Origin of the sequence: Pricia mediterranea, assembly GCF_032248455.1 — a bacterium.
In the GTDB taxonomy this organism is placed as follows: Bacteria; Bacteroidota; Bacteroidia; order Flavobacteriales; family Flavobacteriaceae; genus Pricia; species Pricia mediterranea.
The window spans coordinates 3937236-3953975 of sequence record NZ_JAVTTP010000001.1 but is presented as its reverse complement, the minus strand read 5'-3'; the positions used below and the strand labels follow the sequence as shown (position 1 = coordinate 3953975).

Annotated in this window: 11 protein-coding genes; 6 read left to right on the top strand and 5 right to left on the bottom strand. The window is 44.2% G+C overall.

Annotated features, from left to right (window positions below; all coding sequences use genetic code 11):
- Positions 1-2: 2 nt before the first annotated feature.
- The 5 genes from RQM65_RS16275 to RQM65_RS16255 all read right to left on the bottom strand — a co-directional run bounded on the left by RQM65_RS16275 (position 3) and on the right by RQM65_RS16255 (position 7691).
- On the bottom strand, positions 3-2387 hold the full coding sequence (locus tag RQM65_RS16275) for a GumC family protein (RefSeq protein ID WP_314016475.1): 2385 nt from the start codon (positions 2385-2387) through the stop codon (positions 3-5).
- Between the two features lie 33 nt (positions 2388-2420).
- Positions 2421-3221 carry a polysaccharide biosynthesis/export family protein gene (locus RQM65_RS16270; RefSeq protein WP_314016474.1) on the bottom strand — a complete coding sequence of 267 codons (801 nt, stop codon included), beginning with the start codon at positions 3219-3221 and terminating at the stop codon, positions 2421-2423.
- Between the two features lie 119 nt (positions 3222-3340).
- Positions 3341-5272 carry a polysaccharide biosynthesis protein gene (locus RQM65_RS16265; RefSeq protein ID WP_314016473.1) on the bottom strand — a complete coding sequence of 644 codons (1932 nt, stop codon included), beginning with the start codon at positions 5270-5272 and terminating at the stop codon, positions 3341-3343.
- A gap of 1 nt (position 5273) precedes the next feature.
- On the bottom strand, positions 5274-6359 hold the full coding sequence (locus RQM65_RS16260; RefSeq protein WP_314016850.1) for a DegT/DnrJ/EryC1/StrS family aminotransferase: 1086 nt from the start codon (positions 6357-6359) through the stop codon (positions 5274-5276).
- Between the two features lie 345 nt (positions 6360-6704).
- Complete coding sequence (locus RQM65_RS16255) at positions 6705-7691, bottom strand: UDP-glucuronic acid decarboxylase family protein (RefSeq protein ID WP_314016472.1); 987 nt, start codon at positions 7689-7691, stop codon at positions 6705-6707.
- 242 nt (positions 7692-7933) lie between these two features.
- On the opposite strand from RQM65_RS16255, the gene RQM65_RS16250 reads away from it, so the two are divergent.
- From RQM65_RS16250 to asnB, 6 genes are all read left to right on the top strand, one after another.
- Positions 7934-9331 carry a nucleotide sugar dehydrogenase gene (locus RQM65_RS16250; RefSeq protein WP_314016471.1) on the top strand — a complete coding sequence of 466 codons (1398 nt, stop codon included), beginning with the start codon at positions 7934-7936 and terminating at the stop codon, positions 9329-9331.
- The gene (locus tag RQM65_RS16245; protein ID WP_314016470.1) at positions 9328-10356 is read left to right on the top strand and encodes an NAD-dependent epimerase; all 1029 of its coding nucleotides are present in this window, start codon (positions 9328-9330) and stop codon (positions 10354-10356) included. The genes RQM65_RS16250 and RQM65_RS16245 overlap by 4 nt, the downstream gene beginning before the upstream one ends.
- 127 nt (positions 10357-10483) lie before the next feature.
- The gene (locus tag RQM65_RS16240) at positions 10484-11488 is read left to right on the top strand and encodes an SDR family oxidoreductase (protein ID WP_314016469.1); all 1005 of its coding nucleotides are present in this window, start codon (positions 10484-10486) and stop codon (positions 11486-11488) included.
- Between the two features lie 63 nt (positions 11489-11551).
- Positions 11552-12832: a nucleotide sugar dehydrogenase gene (locus RQM65_RS16235; protein WP_314016468.1), complete on the top strand. Its 1281-nt coding sequence runs from the start codon at positions 11552-11554 to the stop codon at positions 12830-12832.
- 367 nt (positions 12833-13199) lie between these two features.
- Complete coding sequence (gene murJ / locus RQM65_RS16230; RefSeq protein ID WP_314016467.1) at positions 13200-14555, top strand: murein biosynthesis integral membrane protein MurJ; 1356 nt, start codon at positions 13200-13202, stop codon at positions 14553-14555.
- 71 nt (positions 14556-14626) lie between these two features.
- Positions 14627-16477: an asparagine synthase (glutamine-hydrolyzing) gene (gene asnB / locus RQM65_RS16225; RefSeq protein WP_314016466.1), complete on the top strand. Its 1851-nt coding sequence runs from the start codon at positions 14627-14629 to the stop codon at positions 16475-16477.
- Positions 16478-16740 lie beyond the last annotated feature (263 nt).

The window sequence follows — 16740 nt, the reverse complement described above, 5'->3', positions numbered from 1 at the left end:
GGCTAAAACTTCCACCATTTTTTCTGGGTCTTACCATACCCATAGCCGTATTTCCCGCCGTAGCCCAAGTTAGAGATCTCCACGTCGTTGACAACAAACGACAGGCCTTTTATCTTATTCTCCTCCTGCAATTTTATGGGATAGTTCACCGCCTTGTTTTCGGTGACTCCGGCCCTTGTCACGTAGATCAACGAATCGGCGTAATCGCTGATTAGCAGGGTATCGGTAACCACCATTAACGGCGCGGTATCGACGATTACGTAATCATAGATTTCCGAGACCTGCTCGAACAGCTCTTTGATACGTCCGCTCATCAACAGTTCGGCGGGGTTGGGCGGGATTCTACCAGAGTAGATGACATCGACCGTATTGTGATGGATCAACATAGGGTTTATGACATCCCTCACTTCTAAGGTACTGTCGTAAAGAAATTCAGTAAGGCCGGCATCTTTGTTCCGACTCGGTTTGGCCATTTTATCGACATTGCTTCCCGTGAAGAAAGTATAGAGCTTCGGATTCCGGATGTCGGCTCCGACCAACAGCACCTTTTTGTTGGTACTCGCCAAGATCATCGATAGATTGGTGGACAAAAAGGTCTTCCCTTCGCCGGGGACGCTCGAAGTAACGTACACAATATTGCTTTTGCCCGGTTTATCTTGTTTTGCCTTGATCAGGTAATCCAGGTTGGTTCGGATGATACGCAGGGATTCCGCCAATACCGAACGATCTTCCTTGATAATGAACTTGTTGTCTTTCTTCCCTAATTTAGGAAGCTCCCCGAGTACCGGTACGTTCTGCACCAGTTTTTCGAGGGAGTGCATGTTGTGAATCTTATTGTCGAGCAGGTCGTAGGCATACATAATCGAGAAGGGAACTAACAGTCCTAAGATAAAAGATGCCAGATAAACCAAGTTTGTTTTCGGGGATACGGGATTTTTGCTCACCATAAAGGCCGGATCGATGACCTTGGATTTTGCGGAACTGGAAGCGGCCGTAATTTGGGCTTCCTCCCGTTTTTGCAGCAAATAAAGATATAACGATTCAGTGGTCTGTTGCTGTCGGGTGATATCCCTTAGTGCGCGCTCTTTGGCCGGGGAGGAATAGATTTTTGATTGGAACCGGGCCTGTTGGTTGCTCAAGGAATTCACCGTCATTCCCAAGGTATTGACACTATTGCTCAAACTCTGTTGCATGCTCCGCTTTAGGCTTGCGATCTGTTCATCGAGGTTTACGATAACCGGGTTCTTTTCATTTGAGCTCTTCAAGAGCTTCTGTCGCTCCTGTACCAATTGGTTATACCTGTCCGTCGTACTGGCGATGGTGGGGTCGGATAAGCCAATGTTCGTCGGCAAAACCTCGTAACTATCTTGGTTTTCGACAAGGTCTTGCATCGATGAGGCCATGTTGAGCTGATTTCTGGCGTTGGCCAGTTCTTGCTGATTGGCCACGCCTACGTTCAAATTGACGTTCGCCTCTGCTTGAATATCGGTAACCCCTTCTTCCATTTTAAAGTCCTGGGCGGATTGGTCAACGCTCGAAAGATCCGTTGAAATATCGGCAATCCGTTCATTGATAAAGTTGGAGGTACGGTCAGCGATCTCCTGTTTATCTTCAACGGCATTTTTGTTGTAAGTACTTATCAGGGTGTTAAGAATATTTCTTGCTTTCTCAGGTATCGCATCTTCGAGGGTGAGGTTGACGATGTTCGAAAACTCCCCGGGGTTGGAAACCTTTACCCTAGTACGATAGGCCTGTGCCACATCTTCGATAGGGTTGACCGAGACCCTTAATTTCTTACCCTTATAACTCTCGAAAACTCCAACATTGGGGGTAATAACAATATCGCCGACAGGGGTGGGAATGGTATTCCCAAATGCGTAGGCCTTTACCGGTTTATCTTCCTCTTCGGTATAACCAAAGGTCGTAGAGGAGGAAATGGTTATGAAAAACTCGAATTTTGCCTTGTTCACGATCGAATCCGCCGAAATAAAATTCAGGTTTATCGGTGGATTTGTATAGAGTTCCGTTTCAATGATATTCCCTTGCACCATTACCTTCGTGTTCAAGTTCAGCTTCTTGACCACTTCGATAAAATTGGAACGGGAGTTGACTATTTGCAATTCATCTTCGACCTTGTTCTTTCCCCCTCCCAAAAATTTAAGATCTTGGAACACATCGAGTTCGGAACCCGAAGATTTATCTTCTAAAATTTGGATCTGGGTCTGCACCGCATATTTTGGGATGGAGTATCGAATATAAATATAGGCCAGACCTATGGCAAAAATCACACAGAGTACAAACCACTTCCAGTGCGTTGTATATCTGGTGATAATTTCCTTAAGATTATCTGAATTGCTTACGGTATTCGTTTGAGAGGTAGTACTCATTCTTTGGTGTTGATTTGCTATCTGAAATTAATTTTACTTCGTTCTGGTAATCAACAGCACGGACGAAGTGATTAGCAAAGAGGCAACAGAAATTGCGATGGTCGCCCGATTATCCAGCGCCGATGCCGTTATGGCGGATTTGTTCGGCTCCACATAGACAATATCGTTTTGGGTCAGGTAATAGACCGGGGAACTCATAGCTTCCTTACGCTTTAGGTTGATACGGTGATAGACCTTGGTACCATCAAAATCACGTATGACCATCACATTTTCCCGCTTACCTTTAATGGTCAGGTCGCTGGCCATACCCAAGGCTTCCATGATCGTGATACGTTCGCCGTCCACAGGGTAAGTTCCCGGACGGTTTACTTCACCCAATACGGTGACCGTAAAGTTTCGGAGACGGATATTGATAATGGGATCTTTAAGGTATTCCGAGAGTCGGTCCCGAAGCAAGACCCTTAGTTCTTCCGAAGAAAGTCCGGCTACCTTTATTTTGCCGATTACGGGAAAATCGATTTCCCCGTCTTTATCGATCAGATAATCGACCTGTTCGGGCCGAAAGCCGCCCTCAGATGTACCTCTAAGCAGATTAAAAGGCGCACTGGCCACGTTATCCAAGGTAGAGACATAGATGCTCAGCACATCATCGACCTTAAATTTAGGGGTAATGCTATTTTTATCGACCAGGGTCTCAAAGTCACCGGTATTCTGAAAATAGACCACATCTTCTTTTGTGGCGCAAGAGGTCATCAATAGCGCGCAAAGTGTCAATACGGGAACCGCACTTCTTTTCAGACCAACCGATACACGTGCTTTGAGAATGTTTTTCATTTTTTAAAAATTTAGTGCAATATTACTAAAAAATAGATTACCGAAAGATTATTCCATGAATTGGCCTCTTCCCTTGGTTGAAGGCGTTCGCCATGCTCAGGTACTAAGACCTTATAGCATTATAATACTTTCTTAAGGGAACGTTCGCTCTTGACCTTCGGTTTCTTTTTATCAAACGAACAAAGCTCGGAATTATTGGAGATGTATTCGGGAACAATTTCCTTCATTAGACTAATTGTACTGCCGTTGAAGAACATGTTGGAAACGCAGAGTTCATCAATTTTCGACCGGATCAGGGTATAGTCAAACGTCCGGCTCTTACTGATCATAATTTTCTTGTGATACGTGGGCAAGGTATTTTCCCCATTGGCCAGCAGCTCTTCGTACAATTTTTCCCCGGGACGTAATCCGGTTATTTTAATATTGATGTCTTCGGGATAGCGAAGTCCCGACAACTTGATCATATTTTTGGCCAGGTCGAATATCTTCACCGATTCGCCCATATCAAAAATAAAGATTTCGCCCCCATCGCCCATGGCCCCGGCTTCCAATACCAGTTGCGAAGCTTCGGGAATGGTCATAAAATAGCGGGTCACCTCTTCGTGGGTCACTGTCAACGGCCCCCCTTTATCGATCTGTTTTTTGAACAAGGGAATCACAGAGCCGTTGGAGCCCAGGACATTGCCGAAACGGGTGGTGATAAATTTCGTCTTCCCCTGCTGCTGCATACAGGCGATGTACATCTCGGCGATGCGCTTTGTGGCTCCCATCACGTTGGTGGGGTTGACCGCCTTATCGGTAGAGATAAATATAAACTTGTCGGTATTATGGCTAAGGGCCAGATCGGCCACCACCTTGGTACCTGCAATATTGATTTTTATGGCCTCGTATGAGTTATATTCCATCAAGGGCACATGCTTATAGGCGGCGGCGTGGAACACGATGTCGGGCCGATGTTCTTGAAAAATGTTATTGAGCCGATTTTTGTCCCTAACATCCCCTACGATAGGTAAATAATTATGGTATCCATTCTGCTTCAGTTCTTGTTGCAAGTTATACAACTCGGATTCGGACTGATCGATGATGATCAGGGCCTTATAGTCGTAGGTACAGACCTGCCTTACTATTTCACTGCCTATAGATCCTGCGCCCCCGGTCACCAGAACCACCTTATCCTTGACCTCTTTCGATATTTTGGAGTTCCGTATGCTGATCGGCGCCCTGTTCAACAGGTCCTCGATCTGAATCTGTTTTATTTGAGACACCTGTAATTTACCATTGATCCATTGTTCGACCGGGGGCACGATCTTCACCTGCACGGGAAAATCGACCAAGCTCTCCACAAGATCTTTCAATCGCTTTGGGTCGATGTTCTGCATGGAAAAAATAACCTCGGATATTCGATTTTTAACCAAAAAGTTACGGTTCAGCACTGCCCTTGAAAATACCTTTAACCCGTTGATGGACTTCCCGACTTTTTTTTCATCCTCATCCACATATCCCACTACCCTGACCTTGCTCTTGGTGTGGTTGGCCAAGGCGTTTTGGGTCAAAATTCCCGATTCGCCCGCCCCGTAAATCAGAACGTTCCGGTTGGATTTAAAGCCTTGCGCCATCAGATTGTCGTACAGTGATTTAAAAACGTACCGGGATGCCGTCAGCGCGATAAAGGACAGGAGACTATGGATGATGATGATGCCCAGGGGTACGGTAAAATCGTTGAGGATACCCATCTCGCGATTCAACAGCACTATGGTAATCAATAGGATGCTCGATAGGCAGATGGCATTAAAAATGTTGTACACGTCCCGAACCCCTGTATGGCGTACGACGCCTTTGTGGGAACCCGTAAATACAAAGGCCACCGCAGAGATCAGGGCTATAATGGGCAACTGAATGAACAGCTTGTCAATATCGAAATCCAGGGTCAGATTGAAGCGGATGAGATATGATAGCACAAAAGAAACGGAAATCATACACACGTCGATCACCAGTACGAGCCACTTAGACGCGTACCTATGGGCATTGCTAACCAAATACTCTTTGATCATTTTATTGGTTTTTTAGGATAATTTCGACGATTCTTTCCAAATCGTTTTGCGACAGGTTCGAACCGCTCGGAAGACAAAGTCCCCGATCGAATAATTTTTCAGAGGTTCCGTCACTGTACGAGGGATACTTTTTGAAGATTGGCTGTAAATGCATCGGCTTCCAAAGCGGTCGCGATTCTATATTTTGATCCAAAAGAGCCAGGCGTAATTTTTCCCGGTATTCAAATGAGGGCGTAAGCACGCAGGTCAACCAACGATTGGAGTAAAATCCGTCGGGCTCTTTCAAAAATTCGATTTCGGGTAACTGGCCCAAATGTGATTGGTAAAAGTTATGGTTTTTTCTACGGGCGGTCACCCGGTCGTCAAGCACCTCCATTTGACCGCGACCGATACCGGCCAGCACGTTGCTCATCCTATAGTTATAACCGATGGAAGAGTGTTGATAGTGTGGGGCATCGTCCCTGGCCTGGGTCGCCAAAAAGACCGCTTTCTTTTTTACATTTTCACTTTTTGATAAAAGCGCACCGCCACCCGAGGTCGTTATAATTTTGTTCCCATTGAAGGAGAAGATCCCGATATCGCCAAAACTACCGCACTTTTGTCCGCTTACGGCGCTCCCTAAAGCCTCGGCGCTATCTTCGACTATGGGAATTCCGTAATTCTCGGCGATTCTAGAGATTTCATCAGTTTTATAAGGCATTCCATATAAATGTACCGCGACAATCGCCTTCGGCTTTTTCCCATTGGCCATCCGGTCCAAAATCGCTTTTTCCAAGATTTCGGGGGAAAGGTTCCAAGTGTCCTGTTCACTATCCACGAAAACAGGGGTAGCCCCGAGATATAAAATGGGGTTGGCCGATGCGGAGAAGGTAAAACTTTGGCAAAGCACTTCGTCGCCCCGAGACACGCCCAGCAACTGAAGCGCCAGATGAATGGCGGCCGTACCCGAACTGAGGGCGGCCACATGCACACCTTCGTTGACGTAATCGGCGATAGCCTGCTCAAACTGGTTTACATTCGGGCCCAAGGGAGCGACCCAGTTGGTATCGAAAGCCTCTTGGACGTAGGCCTCTTCAGACCCGCCCATATGCGGCGATGATAGCCATATCTTATCGTGTACGATCGTTTTCAATAGCTTAAGGTTTTGAACTAGCGTTCATTTTGTTCATAGCGGACCTCAATTGGCGGCCCTTTGTTTGGGGCGGTAAAAGTACCCCGTAAAAGATATAGAGACGATTTAAATAGTCGAACTCCTGAAAAAAATCGGTCAACAGGGTTTAGACCTTTGCATTATTACGCTAGATACGATTAATACTAAATAAAAGATGTTCTATTCCGGACGAACCATGACGGAAAGGTATGAAATTCATCTTAAAGAACTCATAAAAAATCAGGGTTTGTTACTCATCGTCAACGTGTTGCATCGTGCCTCCTATTTTCTATTGTACTTTTTAAAATCTTTGTGTTCCTTTTTATACAATTCTTCTTGCGGAAGGGATTTAAAGTACTCGTAGGTCTTTTTCATTCCCTCCTCGCGGGATACCTTGGGCTCCCATCCCAAAAGCTCCTTGGCCTTTGAGATATCGGGCTGTCGCTGCATGGGGTCATCTTTCGGCAACGGCTTGTAGACCACTTTTTGATCGGTGCCCGTTAGTCTAACAATTTCCTCGGCAAAATCCCTAATGGTAATCTCATGCGGATTTCCGATATTTACGGGATGGGCGTGATCACTTAAGAGCAAGCGGTAAATACCTTCGATTTCATCATCCACGTAACAAAAAGAGCGGGTTTGGCTGCCATCCCCGAAAACGGTGAGGTCTTCGCCCCTCAAGGCCTGTCCAATAAATGCCGGGATGACCCGCCCGTCGTTCAGGCGCATTCGGGGTCCGTACGTATTAAATATCCGTACAATCCGGGTTTCCACCCCGTGAAAACGATGGTAGGCCATGGTAATGGATTCCATAAAGCGTTTGGCCTCGTCGTAAACCCCGCGCGGCCCGATGGTGTTCACATTTCCGTAATAGTCTTCCGTCTGCGGATGCACCAGGGGATCCCCATAAATTTCGGAGGTAGAAGCGATGAGGATGCGGGCCTTTTTATCTTTGGCCAACCCCAAAAGATTATGGGTCCCCAAGGCCCCGACTTTCAAGGTCTGGATGGGAATCTTTAGATAGTCGATGGGACTCGCGGGAGAGGCAAAATGCAAGATATAATCCAACTCCCCCGCCACATGTACAAACGTGGTCACATCGTGATGATAGAACTCGAAGTTCGATAGCTTAAAAAGATGTTCCAAGTTGCGCAGGTCACCGGTAATCAGATTATCCATAGCGATGACATGATAGTCTTCTTTAATAAACCGGTCGCAGAGGTGGGAGCCCAAAAATCCGGCCGCTCCTGTAATCAGTATTCGTTTCAAGGTCAAGGGGTTTATAGGGTTGCTGTGACGAAGATAAAGACAAACATCGGAACTCTACCTCCCCTACCCCCAAAATACTATATGTGGTGTAAGAACTCCGATGAAAGGTCTGTAAGGGAATATTTCGTACTTGTCGAACGCGTATCAACCATAAATCTCCCTTTTTACCGACAAATACCTAACTATATTAAGTTATTTAGTAATCTTTGCATCTCTTATATTGGGTAACCTAAATCTATATTGTGAAAAAAGTCAGTAAAATTTGTTGTATCGGCGCCGGCTATGTCGGTGGACCTACCATGTCAGTGATTGCCAACCAATGTCCCGAAATACAGGTCACCGTGGTGGACATCAACCAAGAGCGCATCGACGATTGGAACGATGAGGATCTGGACAAGCTGCCTATTTACGAGCCGGGACTCAAGGAAATCGTAGGGGCCAACCGTGGCAAAAACCTGTTTTTTTCTACGGAGGTCGATAAAGCCATCGATGAGGCGGAAATCGTTTTTATATCGGTCAACACGCCGACCAAAACCTACGGAAAAGGCAAAGGCCAGGCGGCCGATCTAAAATTTGTGGAGCTTTGCGCACGGAATATCGCCAAGGTCGCCAAGACGGATAAAATCGTAGTCGAGAAATCTACGCTGCCGGTACGAACCGCAAGCGCCATCAAGAGCATCCTTGAAAATACGGGCAACGGTGTGAATTTTGAAATACTGTCCAATCCAGAATTTTTAGCCGAGGGTACCGCTGTGGACGATCTATTGAACGCCGACCGGGTACTTATTGGTGGGGATGATACCCCATCGGGACAGGAAGCCAAGAATATTCTAAGCTCCATTTACGAACATTGGCTTCCGAAAGAACGTATATTACAGACAAACGTATGGTCTTCGGAACTTTCCAAACTGGTTGCCAATGCCTTTTTGGCCCAACGGGTTTCCTCCATCAACGCGATTTCCGCGCTCTGTGAACGAACCGATGCCAATGTTGCGGAAGTTTCCCGCGCCATAGGTACCGATAGCCGGATAGGACCGAAATTCCTGAACGCTTCCGTTGGGTTCGGCGGATCATGCTTTCAGAAAGACATCCTTAACCTGGTCTATATCGCCCGGAGTTTCGGCCTGCAGGAAGTGGCGGACTATTGGGAGCAGGTCATCATTATGAACGACTACCAGAAAAAACGCTTTGCCGACCATATCATCTCTACCCTTTATAATACGGTGTCCGGCAAAAAAATCGCTTTCTTTGGATGGGCCTTTAAAAAAGACACCAACGATACCCGGGAATCGGCAGCTATATATGTAGCGGATGCCCTATTGGAGGAACGCGCCGAAATCACGGTCTATGATCCAAAAGTTTCGGAAGACCGTATCTATGCCGACCTTGATGAGTTGGGCACCCGATCACCAGAGGAGAATCGACGCCTTTTGAAGGTTGTAAAGGACCCCATGGAAGCTGCCGAGGAAGCCCATGCCATCGCCCTGCTGACGGAATGGGACGAGTTTAAGGAATACGATTGGAATACCATTTACGAAAAAATGTTAAAACCCGCCTTTGTTTTCGATGGCCGGCGTATGTTGTCGAAAGCAGAAATGGAAGAAAAAGGCTTCCAATACTATAAGATCGGACAATCATGAACATACTAGTAACAGGCGCTGCAGGCTTTATCGGATACCATTTATGCGAAGCGCTTTTAAAGCGGGATTTTACGGTAATCGGTTTGGACAACATAAACGATTATTACAGCGTTGACCTAAAATACGATCGGCTAAAACAGTTGGGCATTTCCCGAAAGGATGCGGAGGTCTTCAACGAAATCTGTTCGGGAACTTTGCATGGGGATAAATTCACTTTTGTCCGGATGAACTTGGAAGATCGGGAGGCCCTCCCCCGATTGTTCGAACAGGAAAACATCGATGTGGTCTGCAACCTCGCAGCACAGGCCGGGGTACGATATAGCTTGGAAAATCCGGAGACGTATATTGACAGTAATATCGTCGGGTTTTTAAATCTGTTGGAATGCTGTCGAAACTATAAAATAAAACATCTGGTCTATGCCAGTAGCTCGAGCGTTTACGGCTTGAACAAAAAGATTCCCTTTTCCACCGAAGACAATGTGGACCACCCCATCAGCCTATATGCCGCCAGCAAGAAAAGCAACGAGCTTATGGCCCATACCTACAGCCATCTTTTCGATATTCCCACAACGGGACTCCGATTTTTCACGGTGTACGGTCCCTGGGGCCGTCCCGATATGGCCATCTTTCTATTTACCGATGCCATTATGAACGACCGCCCCATCAAGGTATTCAACCACGGCAAGATGCAGCGGGACTTCACCTATATCGATGATATCGTCGAGGGCGTCGCCCGTATTATCGAAAAGCCCGTCCCCGACCGGAAGTTGTACGAAATTTATAACATAGGCAACAACAACACCGTACAGCTGTCCGACTTTATCGAAGCCATCGAAAAACACGTGGGCAAAAAAGCGGAAAAGGAGATGTTACCCATGCAGCCCGGCGATGTCGAGCGGACCTGGGCGGATGTCGATGACCTTATTGATGATTATGATTATCGGCCCGATACACCGGTATATGAGGGGGTCGGCAAGTTTGTGAAATGGTATAAGGCCTATTTTAAAAACATTCGGTCCGCTTAGCGTATATCAAAGCATTTGCACGAAATACGATGTTACGGACAGATTTTTTTTACATCTTTGCAGGATTTAAATAACCACCATCCGGTTTGGTCACGATTGAGTGTGAACCACCGAAAAAATAATTCAAATGTCTCTCCACTCTGTAAATTTTTCCTCTGACTTAAACATACTTGTAACCGGCGGAGCCGGTTTCATCGGTTCGAACCTCTGTGAATGGCTGTTGCAAAATGGCAATAAGGTCAGATGTCTCGACAACTTGGCAACCGGAAAGAGAGAAAATATAAAAGCTTTTCTCGATAGCGAAAATTTTGAATTCGTTGAAGGCGATATTCGAGATCTCGAAACCTGTAAAAAGGCCACAGAAAATGTAGACCACATACTGCATCAGGCGGCTTTGGGCTCGGTACCTCGTTCTATCAACGATCCGATAACCAGTAACGAGGTCAATGTATCGGGGTTTTTGAACATGTTGGTCGCCGCCCGTGACGCTCAGGTGAAACGTTTCGTTTACGCGGCGAGCTCCTCCACCTATGGAGATTCGAAAGAAATGCCCAAGGTCGAAGAAGTTATTGGAAAGCCACTTTCCCCGTATGCGATTACCAAATATGTCAACGAATTGTATGCAAACGTCTTTGCCAAGACCTATGGTTTGGAAACCATCGGCCTCCGCTATTTTAACGTATTCGGAAGACAGCAAGACCCCAATGGGGCGTACGCTGCTGTTATTCCCAAGTTCGTTATCCAATTGGTCAACCATGAAGCACCTACTATCAACGGTGATGGGTCTTTTTCCCGGGATTTTACGTATATCGATAATGTAATCGAAGCCAATATACGGTCTCTTATGGCATCATCGCCCGAAGCTGTCAACACGGTGTATAATGTGGCCTATGGCGAACGTACGACCCTGACTGAACTGATTGGATTACTGAAGGATTATCTTTCGGAATTCGACCCCAAGATCAAGGATATACATCCGAAACATGGACCCGAGCGTGCCGGAGACGTACCACATTCGCTAGCCTCCATAGAAAAAGCCAAGAACCTTTTGGGTTATGATCCCGAATACGATATAGAAAAAGGTCTCAAGGAGGCTGTATCTTGGTACTGGGAGAATTTGGACAGGGGATAGACAACACCACTTCATCGACAGTCCAAATTTTGAAACATACAACCTGTAACGAAATACAACTTTATGAAAGATATTAAAATCGCGGTAATCGGCCTCGGATATGTAGGTCTTCCTTTGGCACGTTTGTTTGCCACCAAATATCCTGTGGTGGGATTTGATATTAATGAAGAACGTATCAAAGAACTACGTTCTGGCACTGACAGCACCCTAGAAGTAGCTGATGATGTGCTTAAGAAAGTACTTTCGGAGAGCCCCAAAATGGAAACCGGCCTTTTTTGCTCGAATCAGTTGGAAGATATTTCAGATTGCAATTATTACGTCGTCACCGTTCCGACACCCGTCGACAGTACCAACCGACCCATTTTGACGCCGCTTTACAAGTCAAGCGAAACCGTGGGCAAAGTCTTAAAAAAAGGAGACGTTGTTATTTATGAATCTACGGTGTACCCTGGGGTTACGGAAGAAGAATGCGTACCGGTTCTGGAGAAAATCAGTGGACTCAAGTTCAACGAGGATTTTTTTGTCGGTTATTCCCCTGAGCGTATCAATCCCGGCGACAAGGAGCATACTGTGGATAAGATTCTAAAGGTAACCTCCGGTTCCACTCCTGAAATCGGCAAGAAGGTCGACCAGTTGTATGCCTCGGTCATTACCGCCGGAACCCACTTGGCTCCCACCATCAAAGTCGCGGAAGCAGCCAAAGTTATAGAAAACTCCCAACGGGATATCAATATTGCCTTTGTCAACGAATTGGCCAAGATTTTCAACCTGATGTCCATCGACACCAGTGCGGTGCTGGAAGCTGCAGGTACCAAGTGGAATTTTTTACCGTTCCGTCCAGGACTTGTGGGAGGGCACTGTATCGGCGTAGATCCTTATTATTTAGCGCAAAAGGCCCAAGCCTTTGGGTATCATCCTGAAATCATTTTAGCTGGCCGCCGTATGAACGATGGCATGGGTAAGTACGTAGCTTCGGAAATCGTAAAATTGATGGTCCAGCGGGACATGAAAATAAAAGGCGCCGATATTCTAATATTAGGCATTACCTTTAAAGAGAACTGTCCCGATGTACGAAATACCAAAGCTATCGATGTCATCAACAGCCTTAAGGCCTACGGCTCGCAGGTAACGGTATTCGATCCGTGGGCTTCCAAAGAGGAAGTAAAAAAGGAACTCGGTCTGGATATTGTAAATGCCTTGCCCAATAAAAAATACGCCGCTATCGTGCTCGCAGTTTCACATAGGCAATTTTTGGACATAGATTTGCGCAATTTGTTAGATCAAGGCGGGATTCTCTACGATGTAAAAAATGTCTTGACGTGTGAAGTGGACGGTAAACTTTAACTGGGCATTTATCAATCGTAGTCACCTTAAAATCTACATTAAAACTAAATTTCCGCTGTAGTAATCCCGTACTTGATCCTCCAAAAGCATCTGAATTAGAATCAGTTTTATATTCGGCCTTTGAAATATCTTTTTTGGGCAGGGCAAGCATTTTAAGCAACTATTACTAAAATCGCACCTTAGCCGCACAATTTAAACGAAACTTAGTATTTGAAAAATCCAAAGAGATGAAATATAAAATGAGATATTAGCCTCGCTATTATCAATTTTTGAATGGAAAAAAATTATTACAGGACTAGCGCTATCACTGGATTCGAAGAAATCAGGAGACGTTATAAAATTAAATATATATAATTATCGCTGGCTTATGAAATTCTTGAATCAGTATTTACCACAGATCAAGTTTAAAGAACTTCTCGGTAACCAACTTATTCAAAGTTTCTTAACCGTTGGGATTATAACATTATTGGTTAAAGGCCTTGGTTTTTACAAAGAGTCCGTCGTTGCCGCAAACTTCGGATTATCAAAAGTATTAGACACTTTTTATATAGCTTACTTAATTCCGACTTTTATTTTGAACGTCTTTATTAGCGCTTTCAAAAACGTTTTTATACCAAACTATGTTGCGGAATTAAAGACAGGAAAAGATATTTCGGGTATTCAAAGTGCAGGATTCTTGATTACGGGATTTGTGTCAGTGCTTTTCACCTTAATAGCGTTTTTATTTACTGATGTATATCTAGAGAACATATTCCCCGGACATACCCCCTCGTATTATGCCCTTGTTAAATCACACTTTTATTTTGTAATGCCATGTATTATATTCTGGGGTTTTTCTTCGCTGTTATCGGGACTTCTCAACATCCAAAAGGAATTTCTCCACTCCACTTTGGCTGGTATTTTTATGCCTGTCGCCATTATAGCAACATTATTTCTTTTTAGAGCTTCCCTGGGTGATATGGTCTTGGCAGTAGGTACACTGATTGGGACCATTTTAAGCTTTATTTATTTGCTGGTAACATGTTTGAACAGAGAGATTATTAATCTATCTAAACCTGATTTTAATAACCAGAACGTACGACAAATGTTTGTTCAGGTTCCGGCTAAAGCGTCTTCCGGTTTTTTTACCGGCCTTATCGGCGTTACCGACCAGTACTTCGCGGCTCAACTAGTAATCGGCTCTATTGCCGCTTTGAACTACGGCCTTAAAATCCCTGCTTTCCTAATAGGTTTGCTGACGATAGCCATTAGTAATGTACTGTTACCTTATTTTTCGGGAAGTGTTATTGAAAATAGAGAAAGAGCCTTCCACAACTTAGTGAGAATGCTCAAATTAATATTTATTGTATCCGCAATTGCGGCCATTATCGGAATTCTTTTATCCGATTTCTTAGTAGAATTATTTTTCGAACGCAAAGAATTTACGGCAGAGGATACGGAAAGGGTCGCTGCTATTCAGAAATTGTTCCTAATCTATGCACCCTTTACTATTTGTGGCATGGTTGTCGTTAACTTCCTGACAAGCATAAATAAAAATGCTTTCATGGCGAAAGTTTCATTTGGAAGTATGTGCGCCAATTTTGTTTTAGATTATATCCTAATGAAATATTATGGTGTGTTTGGTATTGCACTTTGCTCCACCGTTGTTCACATAGCTAAGAGTTTAGTTTTATTCTTTTACGCCATGAAACAAAAGAAACTGGGTGATGCAGGAGATTCGTAAGGTCATGGATACTAACGTACACCGAGAGGAAGATTATTATTAAATACATTAATTCTTAAACCCAGCGCTATATGTGTGGAATTTACGGTACAACAAAAACTTATACCGAAGAACAAGTCAAAAAAAAATTAGAGCGCACCTCCTTTCGAGGGCCTGATCGAATGGGCTGGAAGAAATATTCCTCCGATAAAACAACGGTTATATTTGGTCATAATCGATTATCAATTTTAGATTTAGACTCCAGGTCCGACCAACCTTTTACTTATCAGGAAAAAATACATTTGGTTTTTAACGGCGAAATCTATAATTATCGTTCCCTAAGAAAAATTCTAAAACAAAAAGGCTACAGTTTTAGAACCACAAGCGACACCGAAGTAATTTGCGCCGCTTATCTCGAATACGGCGAGAATTGCGTAAATCAATTTAACGGTATGTTCGCCTTCGTGATTTATGACGAAGAGAAACAAATATTTTACGGGGCAAGGGACCGTTTGGGCCAAAAACCGTTTTATTATCAACTGAATGGTGATAAATTTGAATTTGCCAGTCAACTTTCAAGCATTCAACTCTTTAATAAAGACCTTACAATCTCCAGTCGAGGAATTCAGGAGTATCTCTCTTGGAACTATTTACCTAGTCCAAATTCCATCTTTAACGAAGTCAAAACATTAAAGGAAGGGTACTGCTTTGTCTATAATCTTCGAACTCATTCTTTTAAAACACGTCAATATTGGGATATCGATTACCAAGGACAACAACCTTTCAATGGTTCGATTGCAGATGCTCAAATAGAATTGGAACAGGTTTTAGGGGACGCAGTAAAAATGCGGCTGCACGCAGACGTGCCGGTAGGGGTCTTTCTTTCAGGTGGGATTGACTCTTCATTGATCGCGGCACTCGCCGCCGAACACAAAAACAATATTGCAACATTTTCTGTCAAGTTCCATGAAAAAGCCTATGACGAAAGTAAATACGCCAATATGGTGGCGAAGCACTTAAATACGAACCATCATGAAATATTATGCGATTATCGCGAAGGGATTGATTTGGTAGAAAATTTCTCTTATTATTATGATGAACCCTTTGCGGATCCATCGGCAATCCCAACAATGTTGCTGGCGAAGTATACTAAAAATCACGTAACGGTTGCACTATCCGGAGATGGCGGAGATGAAAATTTCCTTGGATATCACAGGTATGAGTGGATTGCTAGAAATAGGAAATACATGGCCATCCCCAAGTCAATCAGGGTTTTAGTTTCTAATTTATTAAAGAAAATACCAAACAACAACAGAGCTAGAGTCTTAGCCAACCTTATCGAAAAAAACGATATCGACGAAGCCTATCTTAGAACCGTAGCAAATTGGGACGCACCTTGGCTGATTGAACCAATGAAGCCTGACAATTTTGAGGATTTAAAATATTTAATGCATTCCAAAAAAAATATTTATGAGCGCGCTACCGATTTTGACATTAAAACATATTTAAGTGGAGTTATCAACACCAAAGTTGATAGGGCAACTATGGCCTACTCGTTAGAAGCAAGGGCCCCCCTACTTGATTATAGGGTTGTAGAACTAGCGCGCGCTCTTCCTACGGAATATAAATACACCAAAAACAACCAAAAAAGAATTTTGAAAGAAGTTCTATATAAGCATGTGCCAAAACAGATATTTGATCGACCGAAATCAGGTTTTGGCATACCCTTCAGGATTTGGTTCAGAGAAGAGTTGAAAGAATATGTACTTGACCAGCTAAGCGAGGAAAAATTAAATAATATTCCCGGAATACAACCCAATATCATATCAAAATGTATACAAGAGCATATGGATGGAAAATGGGATCACTACATGCTAATCTGGCGACTTTTGGTTTTGAGCCAATGGCTCTCAACTAATGGGCGAGGTATTGCAATTAAATGATAGGAAAATGTAAAATCTGTAGTCTTTGTTCATATTTACTAATGTTCCACTGACAGAATCAAACTCCCTTCTGTTGTCGGACGGTTCAAAAGTTAAGGAACCGATCGATGACCAGTGAAACAATCCACAGCATAGAGGAAACAAACCCTGAAAATGAGTCCTCAGCTCAAAAATCGGGGTTTATATCTAAGATGTAATGTCCAATGACTAAAAACCTGAGTTTTCCAGCACATTTTCTCGTTTTCCACCCAAATGGCAAATCT

Excerpts from the sequence above, each read along its gene's own strand:
- RQM65_RS16275 (WP_314016475.1), bottom strand. The coding sequence starts at position 2,387 with ATGAGTACTACCTCTCAAACGAATACCGTAAGCAATTCAGATAATCTT.
- RQM65_RS16270 (WP_314016474.1), bottom strand. The coding sequence starts at position 3,221 with ATGAAAAACATTCTCAAAGCACGTGTATCGGTTGGTCTGAAAAGAAGT.
- RQM65_RS16265 (WP_314016473.1), bottom strand. The coding sequence starts at position 5,272 with ATGATCAAAGAGTATTTGGTTAGCAATGCCCATAGGTACGCGTCTAAG.
- RQM65_RS16260 (WP_314016850.1), bottom strand. The coding sequence starts at position 6,359 with ATGGGCGGGTCTGAAGAGGCCTACGTCCAAGAGGCTTTCGATACCAAC.
- RQM65_RS16245 (WP_314016470.1), top strand. The coding sequence starts at position 9,328 with ATGAACATACTAGTAACAGGCGCTGCAGGCTTTATCGGATACCATTTA.
- RQM65_RS16240 (WP_314016469.1), top strand. The coding sequence starts at position 10,484 with ATGTCTCTCCACTCTGTAAATTTTTCCTCTGACTTAAACATACTTGTA.
- RQM65_RS16235 (WP_314016468.1), top strand. The coding sequence starts at position 11,552 with ATGAAAGATATTAAAATCGCGGTAATCGGCCTCGGATATGTAGGTCTT.
- murJ (WP_314016467.1), top strand. The coding sequence starts at position 13,200 with ATGAAATTCTTGAATCAGTATTTACCACAGATCAAGTTTAAAGAACTT.
- asnB (WP_314016466.1), top strand. The coding sequence starts at position 14,627 with ATGTGTGGAATTTACGGTACAACAAAAACTTATACCGAAGAACAAGTC.